Below are 21,574 nucleotides of genomic sequence, written 5' to 3'. Positions count from 1 at the left end.
AATAGGGGTTCGGGTAGGAATTGCGGACCGGGGCGTGACGTGATCGAGTAGGACCATGACTGAACAGCCAGAACCCATGGATCTCCAGCCGCTCAACGACCTCGAAGAGAAGCTCGCCCGGGGGGAGCAGCCGGACGCCAACCCGGTGGACGTCATCCTGTCCTTCCTCAACAACGAGGTCTACATCGTCAGTTCCGACACGATCGAGGGCCCGGACTCCCAGGTGGAGCCGCTGGTGCTCGCCAACGCCTCCGGCGAGCCCGTGCTGGCCGTCTTCTCGCACCCGAGCCGGGTGGCGGAGCAGTACCTCGCTGCGGCGCCGAACGTGCTCGGCACCCAGGGTTCGGCGATCATCGGCAACCTCGGTGACCAGCTGGGCATGGTGATCAACCCCGGCGCTGTCTACGGTTTCGAAATCGACCCTGAGGGCGTGGCGAACATCCGCCGGGACTTCAAGCCGTCCGAGGAGGAGCCGGAAGCGGCCCAGGGCGACGGCCAGGCCTAGTCCGCGGAACGGGGCCGGCCCGGTCCGTTAGGCGGGCCGGGTTCCCGGGGGAATAATGGCAGCATGCGGCTAGGCGTCCTCGATATCGGGTCCAACACTGTCCACCTCCTCTTGGTGGACGCCCACCCCGGCGCGCGCCCGGTTCCGTTCGCGTCGCATAAGCGGCCGCTCTCCCTCGTGCAATTCCTGGAGAGCGACGGGAGCATCAACGACGCCGGCCAGCATGAACTGATCGAATTCGTCCTCGAAGCGTGGGAGTTCGCAGCCAAGCACAAGGCCGAAGATCTTCTGGCGTTCTGCACCTCGGCCATCCGCGAGGCCACCAACGGGCCCGCCGTCCTGGCCCGGGTCAAACATGAGACCACCGTGACGCTGCGGGAACTGACCGGCAGCGAGGAGGCCTCGATGACGTTTTTCGCCGTCCGCCGCTGGTACGGCTGGGGCGCGGGTCCCGTGCTGAACCTGGACATCGGCGGCGGTTCCTTCGAAATGGCCTACGGGGAGGACGAGCTCCCCGAACTTGCGACGTCGGTGCCGCTCGGCGCGAGCCGGCTCACCCGGGACTGGCTCGCCGAGGACCCGCCGTCGGCCAAGAGCGTCAAGGAGCTTCGCCGCTACATCAGGGCCACCCTCAAGCCCGCGGTGCGCGACTTCGCAAAGCTTGGCAAGGCCAACCATGTCGCCGGAACCTCCAAGACCTTCCGTTCGCTGGCGCGCATCGCCGGAGCGGCGCCCAGCGGCGCCGGACCCTACGTCAAGCGGGAACTGTTCGCCACGGACCTCGGCCTGTGGGCGCAACGCATCTCTGCCATGGAGGTGGAGGACCGGCTGAACCTTCCCGGTGTTTCCGAAGCGCGCGCCTCCCAGCTTCTGGCCGGTGCCCTGGTAGCGGAAGCGGCCCTGGAAATGTTTGAGTTCCCGAGCCTGGAAATCTGCCCGTGGGCCCTCCGCGAGGGACTGATCCTGCGCCGCCTCGATCAGCTCATCTTCGAAGGTCCCCTGCAGCCGGCGCCCCACGTGACCCGGGCCGACGAGGCCGCCGAGCCGCAGGCACCCGACGTCGAGGCGCTGGAAGCGCCCTGACGAGGGCCGGCTCCGGCCGGCATTGTCCGCCCGGCACCGAAAGCGGGCCCCGGCGTGTCGTTCCGGACGCACCCCGTTCGTTGACAAGGTGAAGGGCCGGCAAGGGACCGGCCCCATCGTCCAGGAGGACAGCACCATGGCACAGTACCTGCTCAGCGTCTACCAGCCCGCCGGCCCGGCCCCGGCCGCGGACGTCCTGGCGCCCATCATGCGGGACCTTGAAGCCTTGAACCGGGAAATGAAGGCCGCCGGCGCCTGGGTCTTCGCCGCGGGGCTGCACCCCACAGCGACCGCCACAGTCGTGCGGCAGCAGGGGGCCGAGACACTCATGACGGACGGCCCGTTCGCCGAAACAAAGGAACACCTCGGCGGATTCACGGTCATCGAGGCGCCGGACCTCGACGCCGCCCTCGGCTGGGCCGGGAAGCTGGCCCGCGCCACCACCCTGCCCGTGGAAGTGCGGCCCATCCAGCACTAGCCGGACGGGCGGGAGGCCGGAAACGTGAAAGGCACCGGCGGTCCGCTGCGGGAAAATGGGGGAAACCCGCTGCAGACCACCGGTGCCGGGCAGACATCCGCATGACTGCCATATCATCACTCGCACCCTCAATGAGGCAGTTCCTACGTTAGGCGCCGAGTTTGGGAACAAGCTGCGCTGAGGATGTGAGCTGGCTGTGAATCGGGGCGGACTGCAATGATGGGTCAATGAGCAACCGAATCGCATTCCTGGGCTGTGGGTCAATGAACGAGGCAATCCTGGGCGGCATGATCGCGGGCGGAACGGACCCCGCGGACATCGTCGCCACCGTCCGGCGCGCCGAACGGGCCGCCGAGCTGGCCGAGCGGCACCACGGGATCACGGCCATCGCCGGCGAGGAAGAACCGGAGAACAACAGCCAGGCCGCCACCGGCGCCGCCGTGGTGGTGCTGGGCGTCAAGCCCGTGGGAGTTACGGACCTTGCCCGCGAGATCAGCGGCTCGCTCTCGCCGGAGACCATCGTCGTCAGCGTTGCCGCTGCAGTCTCCCTGGCGCAGCTGGAAGCGGCGCTCCCGGCCGGGCAGCCCGTCATCCGTTCGATGCCGAATACGCCGGCCAAGCTGGGCCGCGGCGTCGTGTCGGTCTCGGCCGGAACCCACTGCTCGGGCGAGCAGCTGCAGCGCGCGAAGGGCATCTTCGCCGCCGTCGGCACCGTCGTCGAGATCCCCGAGGAGCAGGTGGACGCCCTGTCCGCGATCAGCGGCTCGGGCCCGGCGTACGCCTTCTACCTGGCCGAGGCGATGGCGGCCGCCGGCGTCGAACTTGGCCTTGACGCCGAGCTCTCGCTGCTGCTGGCGCGCGAAACCGTCGCCGGTGCCGGGCTGATGCTCGCCGAGCCGGGCGCCGATCCGACGGCGCTGCGCAAGGCCGTGACCAGCCCGAACGGCACCACCGAACGGGCAATTGCCACCTTTGACGAGCGCGGCCTCCCGGCGATCATCGCGGACGGCGCCCGGGCCGCCGCCGAGCGGGCCGCGGAGATCACCCGGCAGCTTGGCTAGTCCGAACGCAGGCGCCGCCATGACGCCGGCCGGGCCGGGTGGCAGGATAGGACCCATGGAACTGCACATCACAGGGGACCCCGCGGCGGACCAACTCCTCAGCGAGGACGCGTTTGCGCTGCTGACCGGCATGCTGCTTGACCAGCAGGTGACGATGGAGTCGGCTTTTGCCGGTCCGGAAAAGATCCGGACGCGCATCGGGTCCATGCAGCCGGCCGCGATCGCGGGGTACGATCCGCAGGAATTCGTCGAGATGTTCAAAGAGCGCCCGGCCGTGCACCGGTTTCCCGGCTCCATGGCCGGCCGCGTCCAGGCGCTTGCGGAGACGGTGCACAGCGATTGGAACGGCGACGCTACCGCCATCTGGACGCAGGGCGACCCCGACGGGCCGGAGGTGCTGCGCCGGCTCAAGGCGTTGCCGGGGTTCGGCGAGCAGAAGGCGAAGATCTTCCTGGCGCTGCTGGGAAAGCAGTGCGGGCTCCGGGCGGAAGGCTGGCGCGAGGCCGCCGGCCACTACGGCCAGGAGAACGCTTTCCTGTCCGTCGCGGACATTGTGGACCCCGAGTCGCTGAGCAAGGTGCGGGCCAGCAAGCAGGCAGCCAAAGCCGCCGCGAAGGCTGCAAAGACCGCCGCGTCCTGAGTTACGGGCGCGCGGCGAACCGTTCCAGCAGGTCCACGTGGCCGGAGACAATGAGCATGTCCCGGGAGGAAACCTTGGTCTCCGGCCGGGCATAGGTGAAGTCCTCCCCCGGGGATTTGACGCCCACGATCGTCACGCCGTACTTGGAGCGGACCTTGGACTCATCCAGGGTGAAGCCCACCGTTTCCCGCGGCGGGTACATTTTCACGATCGCGAAGTCGTCGTCGAACTCGATGAAGTCCAGCATCCGGCCGGAGACGAGGTGCGCGGCGCGGACGCCGGCGTCTGCCTCCGGGTAGATCACGTGGTTGGCGCCGATCCGGGTCAGGATCTTGCCGTGCGAGGGCGTGATCGCCTTGACCCAGAGGTGCTCGATGCCGAGGTCCACGAGGTTCACGGTGATCAGCACCGAGGATTCGATCGAGGTGCCCACTCCGACGACGGCGGAACTGAACTCCTGGGCGCCGAGCTGGCGGAGGGCGTCGATGTTGGTCGCGTCGGCCTCCACCACGTGGGTCAGGACGCTGGCCCACTTCTGCACCAGGTTGCGGTCGCGTTCGATCGCCAGCACTTCGCGGCCTTGTTTGACCAGCTGCTCTGCGGTGGACGCGCCGAAGCGGCCCAGCCCGATCACCAGCACGGGCGCGTTGTGGGCGGGACGGTTGACGGCGCCTGAGGAACTAGCCAATGATCGGTCTCTCTTCCGGGTAGTGGTACAACTGGCTGCGCTGGCGCAGGGCCAGCCCAGCGGCGAGGGTGACGGTGCCGACGCGGCCGGCAAACATCAGGGCGGTGAGGACGTAGACCCCCGCCGGGGGCAGCTCGGCACTGAGGTTGGTGCTCAAGCCCACCGTGGCGAACGCGGAGATCGTCTCGAACAGCACCCGGTCCAGCGAGGCGCCGCTGATCTGCAGCAGCAGCAGGGCCGAGACGGCCACCAGGGTGGCGCCGGCGACAATGACCGAGATGGCCACCCGCATGGTGCCCTCCGGGATGGTGCGGCCGTAGATCTTCACATCCGCGTCACCGCGGGCCTCTGCGACGATGGCCAGGAACATCACCGCGATGGTGGTGACTTTGATGCCGCCGGCGGTCGACGCCGAGCCGCCGCCGGCGAACATCAGCGCGTCGGTCAGCAGCATGGTGGTCGAGTCCATCTGGTTCTGGTCCACCAGGTTGAAGCCACCGGAGCGCGTCATCACCGAGGCGAAGAGCGAGTGCGTGATCTTGTCGGCCAGGTTCATGCCGCCGATGGTGCGCATGTTCTCCCACTCCATCAGCCCCCAGAGCACGGTGCCGGCAGCGAGCAGGATCAGCGAGACCTGGATGGTTAGCTTGGTGTGCAGGTTCCACTTCTTCCAGTTCAGGCCGTTCTGCTGCAGCACCATCACGACCGGGAAGCCGAGGCTGCCCAGGAACACGCCGATCATCAGCGGGATCAGGATCCACAGGTCCGTCTCGTAGGGCACAATGCCGTCCGAGTGCGGCGTGAAGCCGGCGTTGTTGAACGCGGAAATGGCGTAGAACACGCCGTGCCAGACGGACTGTCCGAAGCTCTCGCCCAGCGCGAGGAACCGCGGAATCAGTGCCACGGCCAGGGCGGCTTCAATCACCACGGAGGTGACGATGACGATCCGCAGCAGGGTGCCCACCTCGCCGAGGCGGCCGGCGTTGTTCATGGCCTCCTGCGCGATCAGCTTGCCGCGGACGCCGAGTTTCTTGCTGACCATCAGCGCCAGCAGCGACGCGAGGGTTAGGGTGCCGAGGCCGCCGACGAAGATGCCGAGCAGGATCACGAGCTGGCCGAAGAAGGACCAGTGCACGGCCGTGGACACCACCGTCAGCCCGGTCACGCAGACGGCCGAGACGGCGGTGAAGAGGGCCTGGTGCAGCGGCGTCGCCTGCCCGGTGGCGGAGGACACCGGCAGGGAGAGCAGGGTGGTGAAGACGAGGATGACGACGGCGAAGGCCGAGACGGCCAGGCGCGCCGGGGAGGTGTTGGCGATGTCGTCGACGAAGTCGCGCAGCCGGGTGAAGATCCACAGGCCCTCGCGCTCCGGCTGGCCGGGGTGCCAGCTGGCCGGGCTCGGTGACCTCGACTGGCTTTGCGTCATGTGCGGCTTGTCCTCGGTTGAAACGGCGTCCTTCAGTAGTAAACCACTATATTCCGCGCAACGACGGGGGATCGGGGCTGTGCGCTCGGGTAGCCTGTGATTGATGACATTCCTCCCCGGACTCGCTCAGACCGCCCTGCCGACGACGGTGGTGTGGGACTCTGCCATGACGGCCTACAACTTTGGCCACAGCCACCCGATGGCGCCGGAGCGGATGGAACTCACCGCGCGGCTGGCCCGCAGCCTGGGGCTGCTGGACCTGGACCACGTCAGCGTGGCCGCGCCCTGGGTGGCCACCGACGAGGAACTCGGTACCGTGCACAGCGCGGACTATGTCGCCGCCGTCCGCCGCGTCAGCGCCAATCCTGACACGCCGGACCTGGACCGCGGGCTCGGGACCGAGGACGACCCGGCCTTCGCCGGCATGCACGAGGCCAGTGCCAGGCTCGCCGGCGGGTCGCTGCTCGCGGCCGCGGCCATCCTGGACGGCAGCGCGGTCCGGGCCGTGAACTTCGGCGGCGGCATGCACCATGCCTCCCGTGAACGGGCCAGCGGCTTCTGCATCTACAACGACGCCGCCCTGGCCATCCAGCGGCTGCTCGACGGCGGCGTGCAGCGGGTCGTGTACGTCGACGTCGACGCGCACCACGGCGACGGGACACAGAGCATCTTCTGGGACGACCCGCGGGTGCTGACGATCTCGCTGCATGAGACCGGGCTGACGCTGTTTCCGGGCACCGGCTTCGCCAACGAGATCGGCGGCCCGAATGCCCAGGGCAGCGCGGTCAACGTGGCGCTGCCGGCCGGGACCGGGGACGCGGGCTGGCTGCGGGCCTTCCACGCGGTCGTTCCGCAACTCATCGGCGCCTTCGAACCGGAGGTTATCGTCAGCCAGCACGGTTGCGACTCGCACCGCCTGGATCCGCTCACGCACCTGAACATCAGCGTCGACGGTCAGCGCGAGGCGGCCACCGCCATCGGCAACCTCGCGGCCCGCTACTGCGAGAACCGCTGGATTTCCACCGGCGGCGGCGGCTACAACGTGATCACGGTGGTCCCGCGCTCCTGGAGCCACCTGATCGCGATTGCGGCGGGCCGCCCGGTCCCGCTGCGGACGCCCGTGCCGGAGGACTGGCGGCAGTACGTGCAGGAGAAGTACGGGGCCAAATACGGCGTCGCACCGCCAGCGGTCATGGGCGACGACGTGGACCTCTGGTGGCGCTCCTGGGAGGTCGGCTTCGACCCCAACGACGAGGTGGACCGCACCGTCATGGCCACCCGCAAGGAAGTCTTCCCGCTTTACGGCCTGGATCCCTGGTTCGACTGACCGGCAGGTCCGGGCCGCCGGGCCGGTCCCCGCGGGCACCCGCAATTAGTGGATGCCTTCCGGCGTATATGTCGCTAGTGTGGAGGGCATGGTGACAGACGACGTATTTGCCGTCATTGCTGAGGCAACCCGGCGGGACATTCTGATGTCCCTCCGCGAGGGGGACAAAGCGGTGGGGGAGCTGGTCCAGGAGCTCGAGGCGAGCCAGCCCACCATTTCCAAGCACCTTAAGGTCCTGCGCGAGGCGGACCTGGTCAGCATGCGCGCCCAGGGCCAAAAACGCTACTACGCCCTGAACCCCAAGCCGCTGGCCGGCGTCGCCAGCTGGCTGGAGACGTTCGACGTCGGGCGTCCCGCCGCTGCCGAACCGGCGGCACCGGCCCCGGCGGCAGTCCTGCCCGCCGGCACCCCGGAACCGGGCCCGGTGCCTGAGAGCCTTGCCGCCGCCGTGACCACGCCGCCGGCGGCAACGGAACCGGCGCTGCCGGACGTGCCCGCAGGGAGTGCGCTGAGCCCCGCCGTCGCCATTCCGGCGGGCACCGCGGGGGAGGACAAGCGGCCGCAGCAGATCGGCCGGACGGTGGGCCGTGCCGCCACCCGCGCCGCGGACCTGCTGGCCAACCTGCCCAAGTTCGGCCGCAAGAAGTAGCCCACCTGCCGTCTGCGTGTGGCTTCCGCGCCGAGATGGCAGGTGGCGGCAATGTTCGGGACAAACACTGCCGCGACCTGCCATCTCGCGGGACTGTGGCTACCTGGCGAGCAGCCGGACGTGGTCCGGGGTGAGGTCCGCGATCCGGCTGACACCCAGCAGCGCCATGGTGCGGCGCATGTCCGTCTCCAGGATTTCGATGGCCCGGTCCACCCCGGCCCGGCCGCCGGCCATCAGGCCGTAAAGGTAGGCGCGGCCGATCAGGGTGAAGTCCGCCCCCAGCGCCAGCGCCGCGATGATGTCCGCACCGCTCATAATGCCCGTGTCCAGGATTACGGCCGCCTTGCTGTTGTCCGCCCTGAGCGCCGCAGATACCTCCGGAAGCAGGTGGAACGGGATGGGGGCGCGGTCCAGCTGGCGGCCGCCGTGGTTGGAGAGTACGACGCCGTCCGCCCCGTGGTCGACGACCTTGCGGGCGTCGTCGACGGTCTGGATGCCCTTGACCACCAGCTTGCCCTTCCACGTGTCGCGCAGCCAGTCCAGATCCTCGAAGGTCAGGGTGGGGTCGAACATGGAGTTGATCAGGTCCGCCACGGTGCCGGTGTAGCGTGACAGCGACGCGAAGGTCAGCGGCTCGTGCGTGAGGAAGTTGAACCACCACGCCGGCCGGTAGGAAGCGTCCAGCACGGTCTTCAGGGTCAGCGCCGGAGGGATGGTCATGCCGTTGCGGACATCGCGGAGCCTGGCACCCGCGACGGCGGTGTCCACCGTGACCATCAGCGTGTCGTTGCCCGCCGCGGCCGCGCGTTCGATCAGCTCCAGCGAGCGGTCCCGGTCCGTCCACAGGTACAGCTGGAACCAGTTGCGGCCGTCCGGGGCGGCGGCGGCCACGTCCTCGATGGACGCGGTGCCCATGGTCGAAAGCGTGTAGGGGATGCCGGCGGCCGCGGCGGCCCGGGAGCCGGCGTACTCGCCTTCGGACTGCATCATCCGGGTGAAACCCGTGGGCGCGATGCCAACGGGCAGCCGGGCGCTCTGGCCCAGGATCTCGGTGCTGAGGTCCACGCTGGAGACGTCGCGCAGGACGCCCGGGCGGAATTCGATGTCCAGGAAGGCCTCACGGGCCCGGCGCAGGGTGATCTCGGCCTCGGCCGCCCCGTCGGTGTAATCGAACGGCGCCTTGGGGGTGCGCCGCTTGGCCAGATCCCGCAATTCCCAGATGGTGCTGGCCCGGCGCAGCTTCGCCTCGCGGCTGAAATCCGGCTTCTTGAACTGCATCAGCGGCGCGAGGTCTGCGTACTTCGGCACGCGGCGCCGGAGGGCGTCGGGCAGCAGGCCGCCCTCCCGGTCACCGGTAGCGGCACCAGCCGCCCCGGCCGCCCCAGCGGCGCCAGCGGCGCCTGGCTTCGCGCCGGGCTGGCCGGGCTGGCCGGGGGTGGCCGTGTCGTCCGGCGTCGTCGGGGCCTCGGGGTTGCCGATGATAGTGGGTTGCGTCATTGCTGCCTCCAGTGAGTCTCGTCACAGTCTGTGGTCCAACCACACTCTAAAGGACGGGGCCGGAATGTTACGCCGCCGCTTTGCCCTTCGGCCGTGGCCGGGGCTATGGTCGATGCCATGACTAACCGTTGGTATGCGTATTTTTCGTTGGCTCTGGAGGGGCCCGCGTCTAACTGACACGCATCCACACACCTTCAGAGCCAACAGGGCAGAGATCATTCTCTGCCCTTCGCCATTTCTCCGGCGGGTTCTGACCAGGGCCCGCTCCGCACCCCCGGAACAGGACCCAAACCATGAGCATCGAAGCAGCCCCCGAAAGCCAGCAGTCCACTTCTAACCTGCGGGTCAGCGAATTCACCGCGCTGCCCACCCCGCAGGAGATGATCGCAGAACTCCCGCTGGACGCCCGGGGCTCCGACGTCGTCGGCCGCGGCCGGGACGAGGTCCGCGCGATCATGGACGGCGTGGACGACCGGCTCCTCGTGATTGTCGGCCCGTGCTCCATCCACGATCCCAAGGCCGGACTGGAATACGCCCGCCGGCTGGTCAGCCAGGCCGAGAAGCACCGCGAAGACCTGCTGATCGTCATGCGCACCTACTTCGAAAAGCCGCGCACCACCGTGGGCTGGAAGGGCCTGATCAACGATCCGCGGCTCGACGGCAGCCACGACATCGCCGCCGGCCTGCGCGCCGCCCGCCGGTTCCTGAGCCAGGTCACCGCGCTGGGGCTGCCCACCGCCACGGAATTCCTCGAGCCCATCAGCCCGCAGTACATGGCGGACCTCGTCGCCTGGGGTGCCATCGGAGCGCGCACCACGGAGAGCCAGATCCACCGCCAGCTGGCCTCCGGGCTGTCCATGCCGATCGGCTTCAAGAATGGGACCGACGGCGGCCTGCAGGTGGCGCTCGACGCCTGCAGCGCCGCGGGCGCCGCCCAGGCGTTCCTGGGAATCGACGGCGACGGGCGGGCCGCTCTGGTCAGCACCGCGGGCAACCCCGACACCCACATCATCCTGCGCGGCGGCAGCGACGGACCCAACTTCTCCGCCGCCGACGTCGAAGCCGCCTCCGCGCGGCTCGCCGTCAGGCAGCTGAATCCGCGGCTGATCGTGGACGCGAGCCACGCCAACAGCGGCAAAAACCATCACCGGCAGGCCGAAGTTGCCCTCGAGATCGGAGCCCAGTTGGAGGATGGCGGAGCCTCCGCCTCGGCGATCGCCGGGATCATGCTGGAGAGCTTCCTGGTGGGCGGTGCGCAGGCCCTTGACGTGGCCGAACACGCCGCCGGGACCGACGAACTGGTGTACGGGCAGAGCGTCACGGATGCCTGCATGGACTGGGACGTCACCGCCTCGCTCCTGGACCAGCTGGCGGCCTCGGCGCGCACCCGGCGGACCAAGGGCTAACTGGCCATCGCGGGCACGGCCCAAGGACGGCCCAGGTGGGGCAATCCTGCGGAAATCCTTCACAGATTCCTGCGGAAACCTTTCACATTGGCACCATGAACCCCTAGAGTATCTAGCACATGGTTGTTTGATGGCTCAGCATCGGCACACCGCCATGTCGTTCAGACGGGGCAGCCGTTCGCTTGAGCAAAAGGAATAAGGGAAATGTCTTCGGAGGCCAACTTCTCCAACGCGCGCTTTCTCACCGTGGCCGAGGTCGCGGATGTTATGCGGGTATCGAAAATGACCGTGTATCGCCTGGTGCACTCGGGCGAAATGCCGGCGGTGCGCTTTGGCCGCTCATACCGGGTTCCGGAAAACGCCGTCGAACAGTACCTCAAGGGTGCTGTCGTCGACGGACGCACCGAGACGGCCTGAGTCTTCTGCTGTCGCACCGGACCGCGGCAGACCCCGTTGCGGGGCCTGCGGTCGTGGTGTGCCCCGGATAGGCGGTACCCTGTTAAGGAACGTTTAACGTCATTGTAAGAACCTGTCAGTTGTTCAGTCTGCTGCTTAGCGCGCGGACCCTTCCCAACGGGCAGGTATTGCATCTAGCCGGTAAGGATCTTTCGTGGGTTCAGTTATTAAGAAGCGTCGCAAGCGTATGGCCAAGAAGAAGCACCGCAAGCTGCTTCGCAAGACGCGCCACCAGCGTCGCAACAAGAAGTAGAGATACTTCGTACAGCGTCAATGCCCGTTGCCTTTCCGGCGGCGGGCATTTTCTTTTGCCAACGTCGGGGAAAACGCGGCGGTTTCGGGAAAGCGCAGCGGTTTCGGACGAGCGCACCCCGGATCCGGGCCGCGCGGGTCCGAAAGCGCAGCGGAAAGCCCGGACAGGCCCCGGGGGAGTGAGCTTAGACCGTGGGGCCGCGGAAGCGGGAGAAGCCCCGCCAGAGGCCGTAGATGGCTCCGCCGACGGTGGCGGCTTTCAGGCCCAGGGTGGCCGCCCGGCGTCCGGAGCGGAAGTCGTAGACCGGCCAGTTGTGTTCGCGGGCGTGGCGGCGCAGCCGGGCATCGGGGTTGATGGCCACCGGGTGCCCCACCATGCTGAGCAGCGGAATGTCATTGTGCGAGTCGCTGTAGGCCCAGCAGCGGTTCAGGTCCAGGCCCTGCGCTTCGGCGATGCCGCGGACGGCGACTGCCTTGGCCGGCCCATGCAGGATATCGCCGACCAGCCGCCCGGTGTACGACCCGTCGTGGATCTCACCGACCGTGCCCAGGGCTCCGGTGAGGCCTAACCTGGTGGAGATAACCGTGGCCACCTCGATCGGCGTCGCGGTGACCAGCCAGACCCGGCGGCCCACGCGGAGGTGCTGTTCGGCCAGCGCCTTGGTGCCCGGCCAGATCCGGGACTCGATCATCTCGTCGTAGACTTCCTCGCCGAGGGCTTCGATGTCCTGCACGGTGAAACCCGAGGCCAGGCTCAGGGCGGTGTCACGGACTGCATGGACGTCGTCGATGTTTTCGCCGCGGAACACAAACATCAGTTGCTTCCAGGCGAAGCCCGCAGCCTGCGGAATGGTGAACGCCCCGCGCTGGTACATTTTCCGCGCCACATGGAACAGGCTGGCGCCGCGCATGAGGGTGTTGTCGACGTCGAAAAAGGCGGCCTCGCCGTCCTGCGATGATGCAGCCGGCCGCGTAGCCACCGCGACGTACTTCTCCTCGGGCATGCCACGAGTCTAGTCAATGCCGGCGGATCCCACGCGCAGTTCGTCCGCCGCCGCACCGCCGTCGGGGCCGGAACGCTGCCGCATCGACGCCGGGCCCGGCGCCGGGCTACCGTGGAACCATGGCCAAACCCGCGCTCCGCCCCGAGGTAGTTCTGATCATCAAGGCTGATTGCCATCTGTGCGCCGACGCGCGCGACGTGGTTGGACGCGTCACCGCCGGGCTGGGACTCGAATGGTCCGAGCTGTCCATTGACGACGACGCCGGCCTGCGCGAGCGCTACGCCGAGGAGATCCCGGTGCTGCTGGTGGACGGTGTGCAGCGGGATTTCTGGCGGATCGACGAGGCCCGGCTGCTCCGTACCCTGCGGCGTGCGCTCGACCAGCCTGTCTGAGTGCCCCCGGGCCCGTCGGGTTGGCCTGATGCCCCCGGCCCGTTCGGCCGGCCGGTCGCTGCTTTGTGGCCCGAACAGCCGGGGCTCTAGAGTGGAGGCACAACGCGACGCAATGGAGCAGATAGTGACTTCGCTGGATTCCTCACCCGACGCCCTGCCCGGGGGAGCCGGACCTGCCGCCAAGCAGATCCCGCCCGCGGCCGTGGCCCGGCTGACGATATACCTGCGCGCGCTGACGACTCTGCTGGCCGAGGGAGTGGACCGGGTTTCCTCCGAGTCGCTGGCCGAAGCCTCGGGGGTCAGCTCCTCCACGCTGCGCAAGGACCTCTCCTACGTGGGCTCCTATGGAACCCGCGGCGTGGGCTATGAGGTGCAGTACCTCAACCGCCACATCGCCGCGGCCCTTGGCCTGACCCACGACTGGAAAGTTGCCATCGTCGGCGCGGGCAACCTCGGCAAGGCCCTCGCCCGGTACGGGGGCTTCGAGTCGCGGGGCTTTGACATTGTGGCGATTTTCGACGCCGACCAGATGGTGGTGGGCAGCGAAGTGGGCTGGCTGCGGGTCAGTGACGCCGCGGACCTTGAACCCGTGCTGCACCGCACCGGGGCCAACATGGTGGTTCTTGCCCTGCCGGCCGCGGTGGCGCAGAGTGTGTGCGACCGGGTCGTGGCAGCAGGAGTGCGCAGCATCCTGAGTTTTGCCCCGGTCATGCTGCAGGTGCCGCCCGGAGTCAATCTCCGCAAGGTGGACATGGCCACCGAACTGCAGATCCTCGCCTACCACGCACAAAGGGCGCAGGACCCGGAGGACGCCGACTGATCTCAGCCGGCGTCCTCCGGTTCCCGCGTCCTCCGGTTCCCGCGCCCTGCGTTAGCGCCCTCGGCTAGCGGCCTGCGTTAGCGGCCGTAAGGGTTCTGCGCGTACGGGTTGGTGAACGGCTGCTGCTTCTGGAAGTAGGGGGAGACCGTCGGCAGGTACAGGATCACGATGCCGGCGACGCCCAGCACAACCGCCAGGGTGCCCAGGCTCAGCGGGAAGAGGCTGAGAAGGGACAATGCGGCAAAGACCGTGCCCAGGATCCGTGCCCAGTTCTTGCCTTTGCGCACGTTCAACGCGACAAGGGCGTAAAGCCCGGCGCTGATAATCGCGAACACCACCACGGTCGTCACAATGACGCCCTTGATGTCTTCGAACCGGACGTCGGCGCCGCTTGCGGACATCTGCTGTTCGAACATGTCCCGCATGGCGGGGGAGTCGAGGGTTCCAATCGCCAGCAGCAGGGACAGAACCCATACGACGCCGGATGCCACCAGCAGCCAGAAGGCAAGGTCGAGCCGCGGCGGCCGGGTCCCGGCGCCACCGGTGGGGAGTTCCGAGGGGTACTGCGCGTAGGGGGACTGTCCGTACGGGCTCTGGCTGAACTGGCCCGGGGTCTGTCCGTAGCCCGGCGCCTGCTGGCCGAACTGCGGAGCATTTTGGCCGTACTGCGGGGCCGGCGGCTGCTGGCCGTAGCCGGGAGCGTTCTGGCCGTAGCCCGGCGCCTGCTGGCCGTACTGCGGAGCGTTTTGGCCGTACTGCGGGGCCGGCGGCTGCTGGCCGTAGCCGGGGGCATTCTGGCCGTACTGCGGAGCCGGCTTGCCCGACTCGGGTCCGTCAGGGCTGGAAGGCTCGACTGGCGGGTTACTCATGGCGGTCCTTTTCATGTTGATGACGGGATGGGCTACCGGGACCAGTGTCTCAACCCCCTGCCCCCAGCATGGTTTAACTACACCGTACCCCGGGCCTGTGGCTGTGCGGGCCATTCCAGAAAGGTATTCTCGGCGCCACTTCCCGGACCCCACAGCCCCCGCAGCCCGCTCCTCGGGGCCGGGCCGTCGCGGGAGCTCCATTTTGCGGCGAGGGCTCAGAAACGGCTCTTAAAGGCGTCGAACCAGGCCTGCGACTTGGGCAGCCACATCAGCACGGTCGCCACCAGGCTGATGAGGAATCCCGGCCAGCTTCCGCCGCCGGCGACGCCGATGCTCAGCAATGCGAGGACCAGGCTGACGCCGGCGGCGATGGTCAGGGCAAACCGGGCCCATTCCCAGCCCTCTTTCATCTTCATCGCCAGTGTGACCTGAGCCCAGGCCAGCGCGAGGGCCACCAGCACCAACAGGAGCAGCAGGATGCCCGCCGGCGGTGACACCACAAAAAGGACGAGGGTGCCGAAGAGCCCGATCACGCCGGCGAGCACACCCAGCAGGCCGCCGATCACCCAGACCCAGTAGGAGACCTTCAGCTCGGTGGGCATGGCAGGGAGGTTGAGGATCGCGGAATAGCCGCCCACCGGCAGGGCATCCTTGAAGGTCTGCGGCCGGTCCGCGGGCCACTGGATGCGGAATCCCCCGGGGCGTCCCGGCCGCCCCGGTTTGCCCGGCGGGACGTTGCCCGGTTCCGGCGGGGTGGCACCTGGCTGTGGTGGCTCGGGGACGTCACCGGTATTGCTCATGGATTTCACTTTAGACCCAAACACCCCGCGCCATCCGGGGACGGCGCGGGGTGTCGAGGTGCTTCGGCGCCGGGCCGGGCCGGCTGGGCCGGCCCAGCCAGGACGGGACGCCCTGAGCGGCGGCAGGGCCTAGGCTGCGGGGGCGATGAAGGCCAGTTCGAGGTTGATGGCAACCTTGTCGCTGACCAGCACCCCGCCGGCTTCGAGGACTGCGTTCCAGGTCAGGCCGAAGTCCTTGCGGCTGATGGTGGTTTCGGCGGTCAGGCCGGCGCGGGTGTTGCCGAACGGGTCAACGGCCACGCCGTTGAGCTCGGTTTCCAGCGCCACCGGGCGGGTGACACCCTTGATGGTCAGGTCACCCTGGAGCTCGTAAGCGTCGCCCTTGGGAACGATGGCGTTGGAGACGAAGGAGATCTCCGGGAACTTCTCGACGTCGAAGAAATCTTCGCCGCGGACGTGGCCGTCGCGGTTGACGTCGCCGGAGTCGAAGCTGGCGGTCTTGATGGTGGCGTTCACCTTGGAGTCGGCGACGTTTTCTGCGAGGTCCAGGGTTGCGTCGGCTTCCTTGAACTGGCCGCGGACCTTGCTGATGCCCGCGTGGCGGACGGTGAAACCGATTTCGCTGTGCGAGGAGTCGAGGGTCCAGGTGCCGGTGGTGAGGTTTGCGGGAAGTGCCATGGTGGTTCTCCTTGAGTCGGGTGGGCGGTACGGAAGTTCATCTGATCGTCGGTTGACGCTTCATTGGTTGAAGTCTCAACTAACCGCTTCACCCAGTATAAACATGCATTTGCATCTTTTATTCCGGTCCGGGGGAACATTTCCCAAAAAGTTTGAGTTCTACCTCCTGTAGAAGATTTCGTCATTGCCCCTGCCCTTTGAGAAACTGGTACACATGCCACAAGCGACTGTTCATTTGCTCCGCCACGGCGAGGTCCATAACCCCGACGGCGTCCTGTACGGCAGGCTGCCGGAGTTCCACCTCTCCGAGCTGGGCCGGCAGATGGCCGGGATGCTGGCCGAGCACTTCAGCGAACGCGCCGCACAGGGGGCGAAGATCGTGCACCTCGCGGCCTCCCCGCTGACCCGCGCCCAGGAGACGGCGCAGCCGATTTCCCAGGCCCTCAACCTCGAGATCGCCACCGAGGAGCGGATCATCGAGGCCGCCAACTACTTCCAGGGCCTACAGGTGTCCAAGTGCGAAATCTTCAAACCAAAGCACTGGCCGATGCTGCGCAACCCGCTTCGTCCGTCCTGGGGCGAACCGTACAAGGAGCAGGCCGCGCGGGTGACTTCGGCGGTGCAGGACGCGCGACGGCGGGCCGTCGAGCTCGGCGGCGACGGCGCAGAGGCGATCCTGGTCAGCCACCAGCTGCCCATCTGGGCCACCCGGCTCAGCGCCGAGGGCAGGCCGCTGTGGCATGACCCGCGTAAGCGCGAATGCACGCTCACCTCCGTAACCTCCCTGGTCTTCGCCGACGACGGGACGCTGCTGCGCGTTGACTACAGCGAGCCGGCCGCCGTTCTGCTGCCCGGTGCCTCCCGCACTCCGGGGGCATGACCATGGCCGCCAACGACCCGCGGCTCTCCCGCCGCAGCATCCTCACCGCCGGCGGCGCGGCGCTGGCCGCAGCGCTCGGACTCTCCGGCTGTGCCCAGGAAGACGACCTCGCCAAGCAGGCCAGGGCCGGGGATAACAAGAACTACGTCGCCGGCGACGGCTCGGTGACCGAATTCGCCGTCGGTGACCGGAAAAAGCCGGTGGACATCAAGGGGACCTTGTTCGACGGCACCGCCGTGACGGCGTCAGAGTTTCAGGGCAAAGTGACGGTGCTCAACTTCTGGTTCGCCGCCTGCGCCCCGTGCCGGGTGGAGGCGCCGTCGCTGGAGGCCCTGCACCAGGAGTTCAAGAGCCAGGGCGTGCAGTTCTTCGGCGTCAACCTGCGCGATGAGAAGGCCACGGCCGAGGCGTTCGACAAGACCTTCAACCTGACCTATCCCAGCTTCAACGACAAGGACGGCGCCGTGCTGCTGGCCGTCTCCGGCTTGGTCCCGCCCGGCGCGGTTCCCACTACGCTGGTGCTCGACAAGCAGGGCCGGGTCGCCTCCCGGGTGCTCGGCGAAATCCAGAAGGGCACCCTCAAGTCCCTCATCGCCGCCGCCGTGGCCGAGTAGCCAGGAAGGTGACGCCGTGAACAGCCCCTTCGCCGAAGCCATCCTGAGCGGTTCGCTGCTGCTCGCCATCCCGGTGGCGCTGCTGGCAGGACTCGTCTCCTTCCTCTCACCCTGCGTACTGCCGCTGGTGCCCGGCTACCTTGGCTACGTGACGGGGCTGACCGGCGTCGACCTGCAGAAGCAGAAGCGGGGCCGGATGCTGGCCGGGATCGGGTTGTTCGTCCTGGGCTTCTCGGTGATCTTCGTGCTCCTCGGCGGGGCCTTCGGCCAGCTGGGGACGCTGATCACCGGCTCGCAAAACGCCTGGATTACGCAGCTGCTGGGCGTGCTGGTGATCGTGATGGGTGTCGTGTTCATGGGCGGCTTCGGTTGGCTGCAGCGCGACGCGAAGATCCACGCCAAGCCGCCGGCCGGGCTCTGGGGCGCGCCGCTGCTGGGCATCACCTTCGGCCTGGGCTGGGCGCCGTGCATCGGCCCCACCTACTCGGCCGTCCAGCTGCTGAGCCTGTCCGGCGGCTCCTCCGCGGCCAAGGGTGCGCTCCTGGCCTTCGTGTATAGCCTTGGGCTGGGCATTCCCTTCCTCCTGATCGCCCTGGCCGTGCGCCGCGGCGTCGGGGTCCTCTCCTTCTTCCGCCGGCACCGGGTGGCCATCCAGCGCACCGGCGGCGGCATCCTGATCGTGCTGGGCCTGCTGATGGCCAGCGGCGTCTGGGGGGCCTGGGTGTCCGGGCTGCAGTACTGGTTCCAAACCGATGTGAAATTGCCGATCTGATGAGCGAGCGCGTGAACGTAGAGAAGAAAACCCCGGCCGCCGGCACCCCCGGCAGCGGCCCCGCCGAGACCGGTGTTTCCGCCGCCAAGGCTGATGCTGTCATGCCCTCGCTCGGACCGGTGGGCATGCTCCGCTGGGCGTGGACGCAGCTGACCAGCATGCGCACCGCGCTGTTCCTACTGCTGCTGCTCGCCGTCGCCGCCGTGCCCGGGTCGCTGTTCCCGCAGCGGCCCGCGAACCCCGCGGTGGTCACCCAGTACATCAAGGACCACCCGGACTACGGCAAGATCCTGGACTCCCTGCAGCTCTACGACGTGTACTCCTCGGCGTGGTTCTCCGCCATCTACATCCTGCTGTTCATCTCGCTGATCGGCTGCGTGGTGCCGCGCGCCATTGTGCACTACAAGGCCATGCGATCGCAGCCCCCGCGCACCCCTGCCCGGCTGTCCCGGCTGCCCGAATACGGCACCCTGGTGATCCCCGCCGACGCCGGGATCCCGGCGTCGCACGCCATTGACGACGCCGCCGCGCTGCTGAAGAAGCGCGGCTACCGCGTCGATATCAGGGACCGCGACGGCGACCGGCCCTCGGTAGGCGCGGAACGCGGCTTCCTCCGGGAGGTCGGCAACCTGGTCTTCCACACCGCGCTGATCGGCGTGCTGGTGTCCGTCGCGGCCGGCGGCCTGTTCGGCTACAGCGGGCAGCGGATCCTGGTCGAGGGGGACACCTTCGTGAACACCCTGGTGGGCTATGACCAGTTCACCCCGGGCACCAACTTCCAGAGCAGCCAGCTGGAGCCGTACTCCATTCAGCTGGACAAGTTCCAGATCACCTTTGACCGTGAATCGAAGGGCAAGTTCGGCCAGCCCATCGACTTCAAGGCCGATGTGACCACCAAGGAGAACCCCGGTGCGCCCGCCAAGCAGGAGGTGCTGAAGGTCAACGACCCGCTCAGCCTCGGCGGCACCAGCATCTACCTGACCGGCAACGGTTACGCCCCGGTGGTCACGGTGCGCGACGGCGCCGGCAACATCGCCATGCAGGGCCCCGTGGTGGCCAAGCTGCAGGGCGACAACTACTACTCCTCCGTGGTCATCAAGGTTCCCGATGCCAAGCCCGAGCAGCTCGCCTTCGCCGGTTTCTTCCTGCCGACCGCCTTCATCACCAAGGACGGCGTTTCCTTCAGCGGCGATCCGGAACTCTTCAACCCGCAGCTGACGCTGAACTCCTACTACGGAGACCTCGGGCTGGACAGCGGCTCGCCGCAGAACGTCTTTGAACTCGATGTGAAGAAGCTGACGCCGCTCAACGCCCGCAACCTGCCGACCAAGGGCATCGTGCTGACCCCCGGCACCACCCACACCCTGCCGGACGGCAAGGGCACCATCAGCTTCGACGGCGTGAAGCGCTACGTCGGCGTGGACATCCACCACAACCCGGGCCAGGGCTACGCGCTGTTCTTCGCGCTGCTCGCCGTCGCGGGCCTGGTCACGTCGCTGTACGTCAACCGCCGCCGTGTCTGGGTCCGCACCGGCACCCACGAGGACGGCCGGACCATGGTGGAATACGGCCTCCTGGCGCGCGGCGAGGACCACCGGCTGGCCGGGGAGGCCACCGCCATCCGCGCCCTGCTGTCGGCCGCGTGGCCGCTCGACGACGGGCCGGCGGACGATTCCGCCGCAGGTTCCCAGCCTGCTCCCAGCGCGGCGGCGGATAATGACCGGGCGGACCACGGCGCAAGCGCCAACGCCGGTACCCGGACCTCCTCGGAACACCCCGCAACAGGCTTCATTCAGTCCACAGCAGGCTCTCCTGAGTCAAAGAAGGATCAGTAATGCCGTACTCGATCAACGAAACCATGGGCCAGTACAGCGAGCTCTTTATGCTGCTCGCCGCCGGCACCTACACGGTGGCCTTCATCGCCTTCGCCTGGGATCTGGCCAAGAGCAGCAAAACCCTGCGCGCGGTGGATCTGAAGGCAGCAGAATTGTCCGGCGCCGCTCCGGCCCGCGTCCCGGTGGGCGCCGGCGTCGGGGCCTCCGCTGCCGGCGTTGACCGCGCCGACGCGGACGTGGCCGGCCCGGTAGGCCGGGCCGAGCGGCCGACGTCGTCGGTCTCCGGCAGCCAGGCAAACGGAGCCGGCGTGACCGCCGACGGCGGCATGCGCTACGGCGCCGAGCGCCGCGTTCCTGCGCGGGTCGCCGTCGCACTGGCGGTGCTGGGCGCCGCCATCCACGCGGCCGGCGTCATCACGCGGGCGATCGGCGCGGGCCGGGTTCCGTGGGGCAATATGTACGAGTTCCTGACCACCGGCGCGTTCGTGGCCGTGGCGGTCTTCCTGCTGGTGCTGATCCGCCGCGACCTGCGCTTCCTCGGCACGTTCGTGATCGGCCTCGCCATCATCATGCTGGTCGCGGCGTCAATCGCATTCTGGACGCCCGTGGGCCACCTCGTGCCCGCGCTGCAGAGCTACTGGCTGATCATCCACGTCTCCATCGCGGTGCTGTCCTCGGCCCTGTTCACCCTGACCTTTGCGATGTCCGCGCTGCAGCTGGTCCAGTCGCACCGGCAAAAGACGATTGCTGCCGGCGGGGCCGACAAGCTCGGCTTCATGCGCCTGGTGCCGAACGCGCTGAGCCTGGAGAACCTGTCCTACCGGATCAACGCGATCGCGTTCGTCGGCTGGACGTTCACCCTGATGTTCGGCGCGATCTGGGCGGAGAAGGCCTGGGGCCGCTTCTGGGGCTGGGACACCAAGGAAGTCTGGACCTTCGTGATCTGGGTTGTCTACGCCGGCTACCTGCACGCCCGCGCCACCCGCGGCTGGACCGGCACCCGCGCGGCCTGGCTCTCGATCGTGGGCTACCTGTGCGTGGTCTTCAACTTCACCATCGTCAACCAGTTCTTCAACGGCCTGCACTCCTACTCGGGGCTGTAAACGCCCGGGAAGCACCACCCGGCACTACTTGGAGGGCCGCTGCGCAACCTGCGTGGCGGCCCTCCCGCGTTTCCGCCGCGGGAACGGAGCCGCGCACGCCTTGTACAGGTCCGCTACGTGTCTACAAATCCGCGACGTTTTCGGACCGGCGCGCCCCGGATCCGCGGAGCGCTGGTCCGAAAACGTAGCGGAAACGGCGCGGAGCAGGCGACGGGGCCGGGGAGGCTGCGGGAACGGAGCGGCGCGCACCTTCTACAAATCCGCTACTTGTCTACAAATCCGCTACGTTTTCGGACCGGTGCCCACCTGATCCGCGGAGCGCTGGTCCGAAAACGTAGC

General features: G+C 68.1%; 24 protein-coding genes. 17 read left to right on the top strand and 7 right to left on the bottom strand.

What is annotated here, in order from left to right; translation table 11 throughout:
• Window positions 1–55 precede the first annotated feature (55 nt).
• The 5 genes from ABIN76_RS00735 (at window position 56) to ABIN76_RS00715 (ending at window position 3,767) form a co-directional block, all read left to right on the top strand.
• The gene (locus ABIN76_RS00735; protein ID WP_346957809.1) at window positions 56–505 is read left to right on the top strand and encodes an SseB family protein; all 450 of its coding nucleotides are present in this window, start codon (window positions 56–58) and stop codon (window positions 503–505) included.
• Between the two features lie 63 nt (window positions 506–568).
• Window positions 569–1,588, top strand: coding sequence for a Ppx/GppA family phosphatase (locus ABIN76_RS00730; RefSeq protein ID WP_346957808.1), 1,020 nt, complete (start codon window positions 569–571; stop codon window positions 1,586–1,588).
• Window positions 1,589–1,724: 136 nt separating this feature from the next.
• Window positions 1,725–2,066, top strand: coding sequence for a YciI family protein (locus ABIN76_RS00725; protein ID WP_346957807.1), 342 nt, complete (start codon window positions 1,725–1,727; stop codon window positions 2,064–2,066).
• Window positions 2,067–2,293: 227 nt separating this feature from the next.
• Complete coding sequence (gene proC, locus ABIN76_RS00720) at window positions 2,294–3,127, top strand: pyrroline-5-carboxylate reductase (RefSeq protein WP_346957806.1); 834 nt, start codon at window positions 2,294–2,296, stop codon at window positions 3,125–3,127.
• A gap of 55 nt (window positions 3,128–3,182) precedes the next feature.
• Window positions 3,183–3,767, top strand: coding sequence for an HhH-GPD-type base excision DNA repair protein (locus ABIN76_RS00715; protein ID WP_346957805.1), 585 nt, complete (start codon window positions 3,183–3,185; stop codon window positions 3,765–3,767).
• A 1-nt stretch (window position 3,768) separates the two neighbouring features.
• On the opposite strand, the gene ABIN76_RS00710 is transcribed toward ABIN76_RS00715, so the two are convergent.
• Together ABIN76_RS00710 and ABIN76_RS00705 are read right to left on the bottom strand one after the other, a co-directional pair.
• Complete coding sequence (locus ABIN76_RS00710) at window positions 3,769–4,455, bottom strand: TrkA family potassium uptake protein (protein ID WP_043423362.1); 687 nt, start codon at window positions 4,453–4,455, stop codon at window positions 3,769–3,771.
• Window positions 4,448–5,881: a potassium transporter TrkG gene (locus ABIN76_RS00705; protein ID WP_346957804.1), complete on the bottom strand. Its 1,434-nt coding sequence runs from the start codon at window positions 5,879–5,881 to the stop codon at window positions 4,448–4,450. Before ABIN76_RS00705 ends, ABIN76_RS00710 begins: the two co-directional genes overlap by 8 nt.
• 103 nt (window positions 5,882–5,984) lie before the next feature.
• On the opposite strand from ABIN76_RS00705, the gene ABIN76_RS00700 reads away from it, so the two are divergent.
• The gene (locus ABIN76_RS00700) at window positions 5,985–7,208 is read left to right on the top strand and encodes an acetoin utilization protein AcuC (RefSeq protein WP_346957803.1); all 1,224 of its coding nucleotides are present in this window, start codon (window positions 5,985–5,987) and stop codon (window positions 7,206–7,208) included.
• Between the two features lie 88 nt (window positions 7,209–7,296).
• On the top strand, window positions 7,297–7,857 hold the full coding sequence (locus ABIN76_RS00695; protein WP_346957802.1) for a metalloregulator ArsR/SmtB family transcription factor: 561 nt from the start codon (window positions 7,297–7,299) through the stop codon (window positions 7,855–7,857).
• Window positions 7,858–7,956: 99 nt separating this feature from the next.
• On the opposite strand, the gene ABIN76_RS00690 is transcribed toward ABIN76_RS00695, so the two are convergent.
• Window positions 7,957–9,354 (bottom strand): alpha-hydroxy acid oxidase, encoded by a 1,398-nt coding sequence (locus ABIN76_RS00690; protein WP_346957801.1) that lies wholly within the window; start codon window positions 9,352–9,354, stop codon window positions 7,957–7,959.
• A 293-nt stretch (window positions 9,355–9,647) separates the two neighbouring features.
• On the opposite strand from ABIN76_RS00690, the gene ABIN76_RS00685 reads away from it, so the two are divergent.
• The 3 genes from ABIN76_RS00685 (at window position 9,648) to ABIN76_RS00675 (ending at window position 11,469) form a co-directional block, all read left to right on the top strand.
• Complete coding sequence (locus ABIN76_RS00685) at window positions 9,648–10,760, top strand: 3-deoxy-7-phosphoheptulonate synthase (protein WP_346957800.1); 1,113 nt, start codon at window positions 9,648–9,650, stop codon at window positions 10,758–10,760.
• Between the two features lie 204 nt (window positions 10,761–10,964).
• Window positions 10,965–11,177, top strand: a complete 213-nt coding sequence (locus ABIN76_RS00680; protein ID WP_346957799.1) for a helix-turn-helix domain-containing protein — start codon at window positions 10,965–10,967, stop codon at window positions 11,175–11,177.
• A gap of 193 nt (window positions 11,178–11,370) precedes the next feature.
• A complete protein-coding gene (locus tag ABIN76_RS00675) occupies window positions 11,371–11,469 on the top strand; it encodes a 30S ribosomal protein bS22 (protein WP_003792170.1) in 99 nt (32 codons plus the stop codon).
• A gap of 184 nt (window positions 11,470–11,653) precedes the next feature.
• On the opposite strand, the gene ABIN76_RS00670 is transcribed toward ABIN76_RS00675, so the two are convergent.
• Complete coding sequence (locus tag ABIN76_RS00670) at window positions 11,654–12,472, bottom strand: HAD-IB family hydrolase (protein WP_346957798.1); 819 nt, start codon at window positions 12,470–12,472, stop codon at window positions 11,654–11,656.
• 119 nt (window positions 12,473–12,591) lie between these two features.
• Here ABIN76_RS00670 and ABIN76_RS00665 point away from each other — a divergent pair, with 119 nt between their 5' ends.
• On the top strand, window positions 12,592–12,864 hold the full coding sequence (locus ABIN76_RS00665) for a glutaredoxin family protein (RefSeq protein ID WP_346957797.1): 273 nt from the start codon (window positions 12,592–12,594) through the stop codon (window positions 12,862–12,864).
• 124 nt (window positions 12,865–12,988) lie between these two features.
• Complete coding sequence (locus tag ABIN76_RS00660) at window positions 12,989–13,684, top strand: redox-sensing transcriptional repressor Rex (RefSeq protein WP_346957796.1); 696 nt, start codon at window positions 12,989–12,991, stop codon at window positions 13,682–13,684.
• 77 nt (window positions 13,685–13,761) lie between these two features.
• On the opposite strand, the gene ABIN76_RS00655 is transcribed toward ABIN76_RS00660, so the two are convergent.
• The 3 genes from ABIN76_RS00655 to ABIN76_RS00645 form a co-directional block, all read right to left on the bottom strand.
• The gene (locus ABIN76_RS00655) at window positions 13,762–14,553 is read right to left on the bottom strand and encodes a hypothetical protein (RefSeq protein WP_346957795.1); all 792 of its coding nucleotides are present in this window, start codon (window positions 14,551–14,553) and stop codon (window positions 13,762–13,764) included.
• 215 nt (window positions 14,554–14,768) lie between these two features.
• Window positions 14,769–15,353, bottom strand: coding sequence for a hypothetical protein (locus ABIN76_RS00650; protein WP_346957794.1), 585 nt, complete (start codon window positions 15,351–15,353; stop codon window positions 14,769–14,771).
• A 129-nt stretch (window positions 15,354–15,482) separates the two neighbouring features.
• Window positions 15,483–16,031, bottom strand: coding sequence for a YceI family protein (locus ABIN76_RS00645; RefSeq protein WP_175321455.1), 549 nt, complete (start codon window positions 16,029–16,031; stop codon window positions 15,483–15,485).
• 214 nt (window positions 16,032–16,245) lie between these two features.
• Here ABIN76_RS00645 and ABIN76_RS00640 point away from each other — a divergent pair, with 214 nt between their 5' ends.
• Genes ABIN76_RS00640 through ccsB form a run of 5 tightly spaced genes read left to right on the top strand, consistent with a single transcriptional unit; the run spans window position 16,246 to window position 21,235 of the window.
• Window positions 16,246–16,911, top strand: coding sequence for a histidine phosphatase family protein (locus tag ABIN76_RS00640; protein ID WP_346957793.1), 666 nt, complete (start codon window positions 16,246–16,248; stop codon window positions 16,909–16,911).
• Entirely contained in the window at window positions 16,908–17,525 is a 618-nt protein-coding gene (locus ABIN76_RS00635; protein ID WP_346957792.1) for a TlpA disulfide reductase family protein, read from the top strand. The genes ABIN76_RS00640 and ABIN76_RS00635 overlap by 4 nt, the downstream gene beginning before the upstream one ends.
• A 16-nt stretch (window positions 17,526–17,541) precedes the next feature.
• Entirely contained in the window at window positions 17,542–18,297 is a 756-nt protein-coding gene (locus ABIN76_RS00630) for a cytochrome c biogenesis protein CcdA (protein ID WP_346957791.1), read from the top strand.
• Entirely contained in the window at window positions 18,297–20,132 is a 1,836-nt protein-coding gene (locus tag ABIN76_RS00625; protein ID WP_346957790.1) for a cytochrome c biogenesis protein ResB, read from the top strand. The genes ABIN76_RS00630 and ABIN76_RS00625 overlap by 1 nt, the downstream gene beginning before the upstream one ends.
• On the top strand, window positions 20,132–21,235 hold the full coding sequence (gene ccsB / locus ABIN76_RS00620) for a c-type cytochrome biogenesis protein CcsB (protein ID WP_346957789.1): 1,104 nt from the start codon (window positions 20,132–20,134) through the stop codon (window positions 21,233–21,235). The genes ABIN76_RS00625 and ccsB overlap by 1 nt, the downstream gene beginning before the upstream one ends.
• Window positions 21,236–21,574 lie beyond the last annotated feature (339 nt).

This window comes from uncultured Arthrobacter sp., assembly GCF_964021775.1.
Classification (GTDB): Bacteria; Actinomycetota; Actinomycetes; order Actinomycetales; family Micrococcaceae; genus Arthrobacter.
Note: the sequence above shows the minus strand (reverse complement) of the source record. Positions and strands in the feature narration are given on the sequence as shown.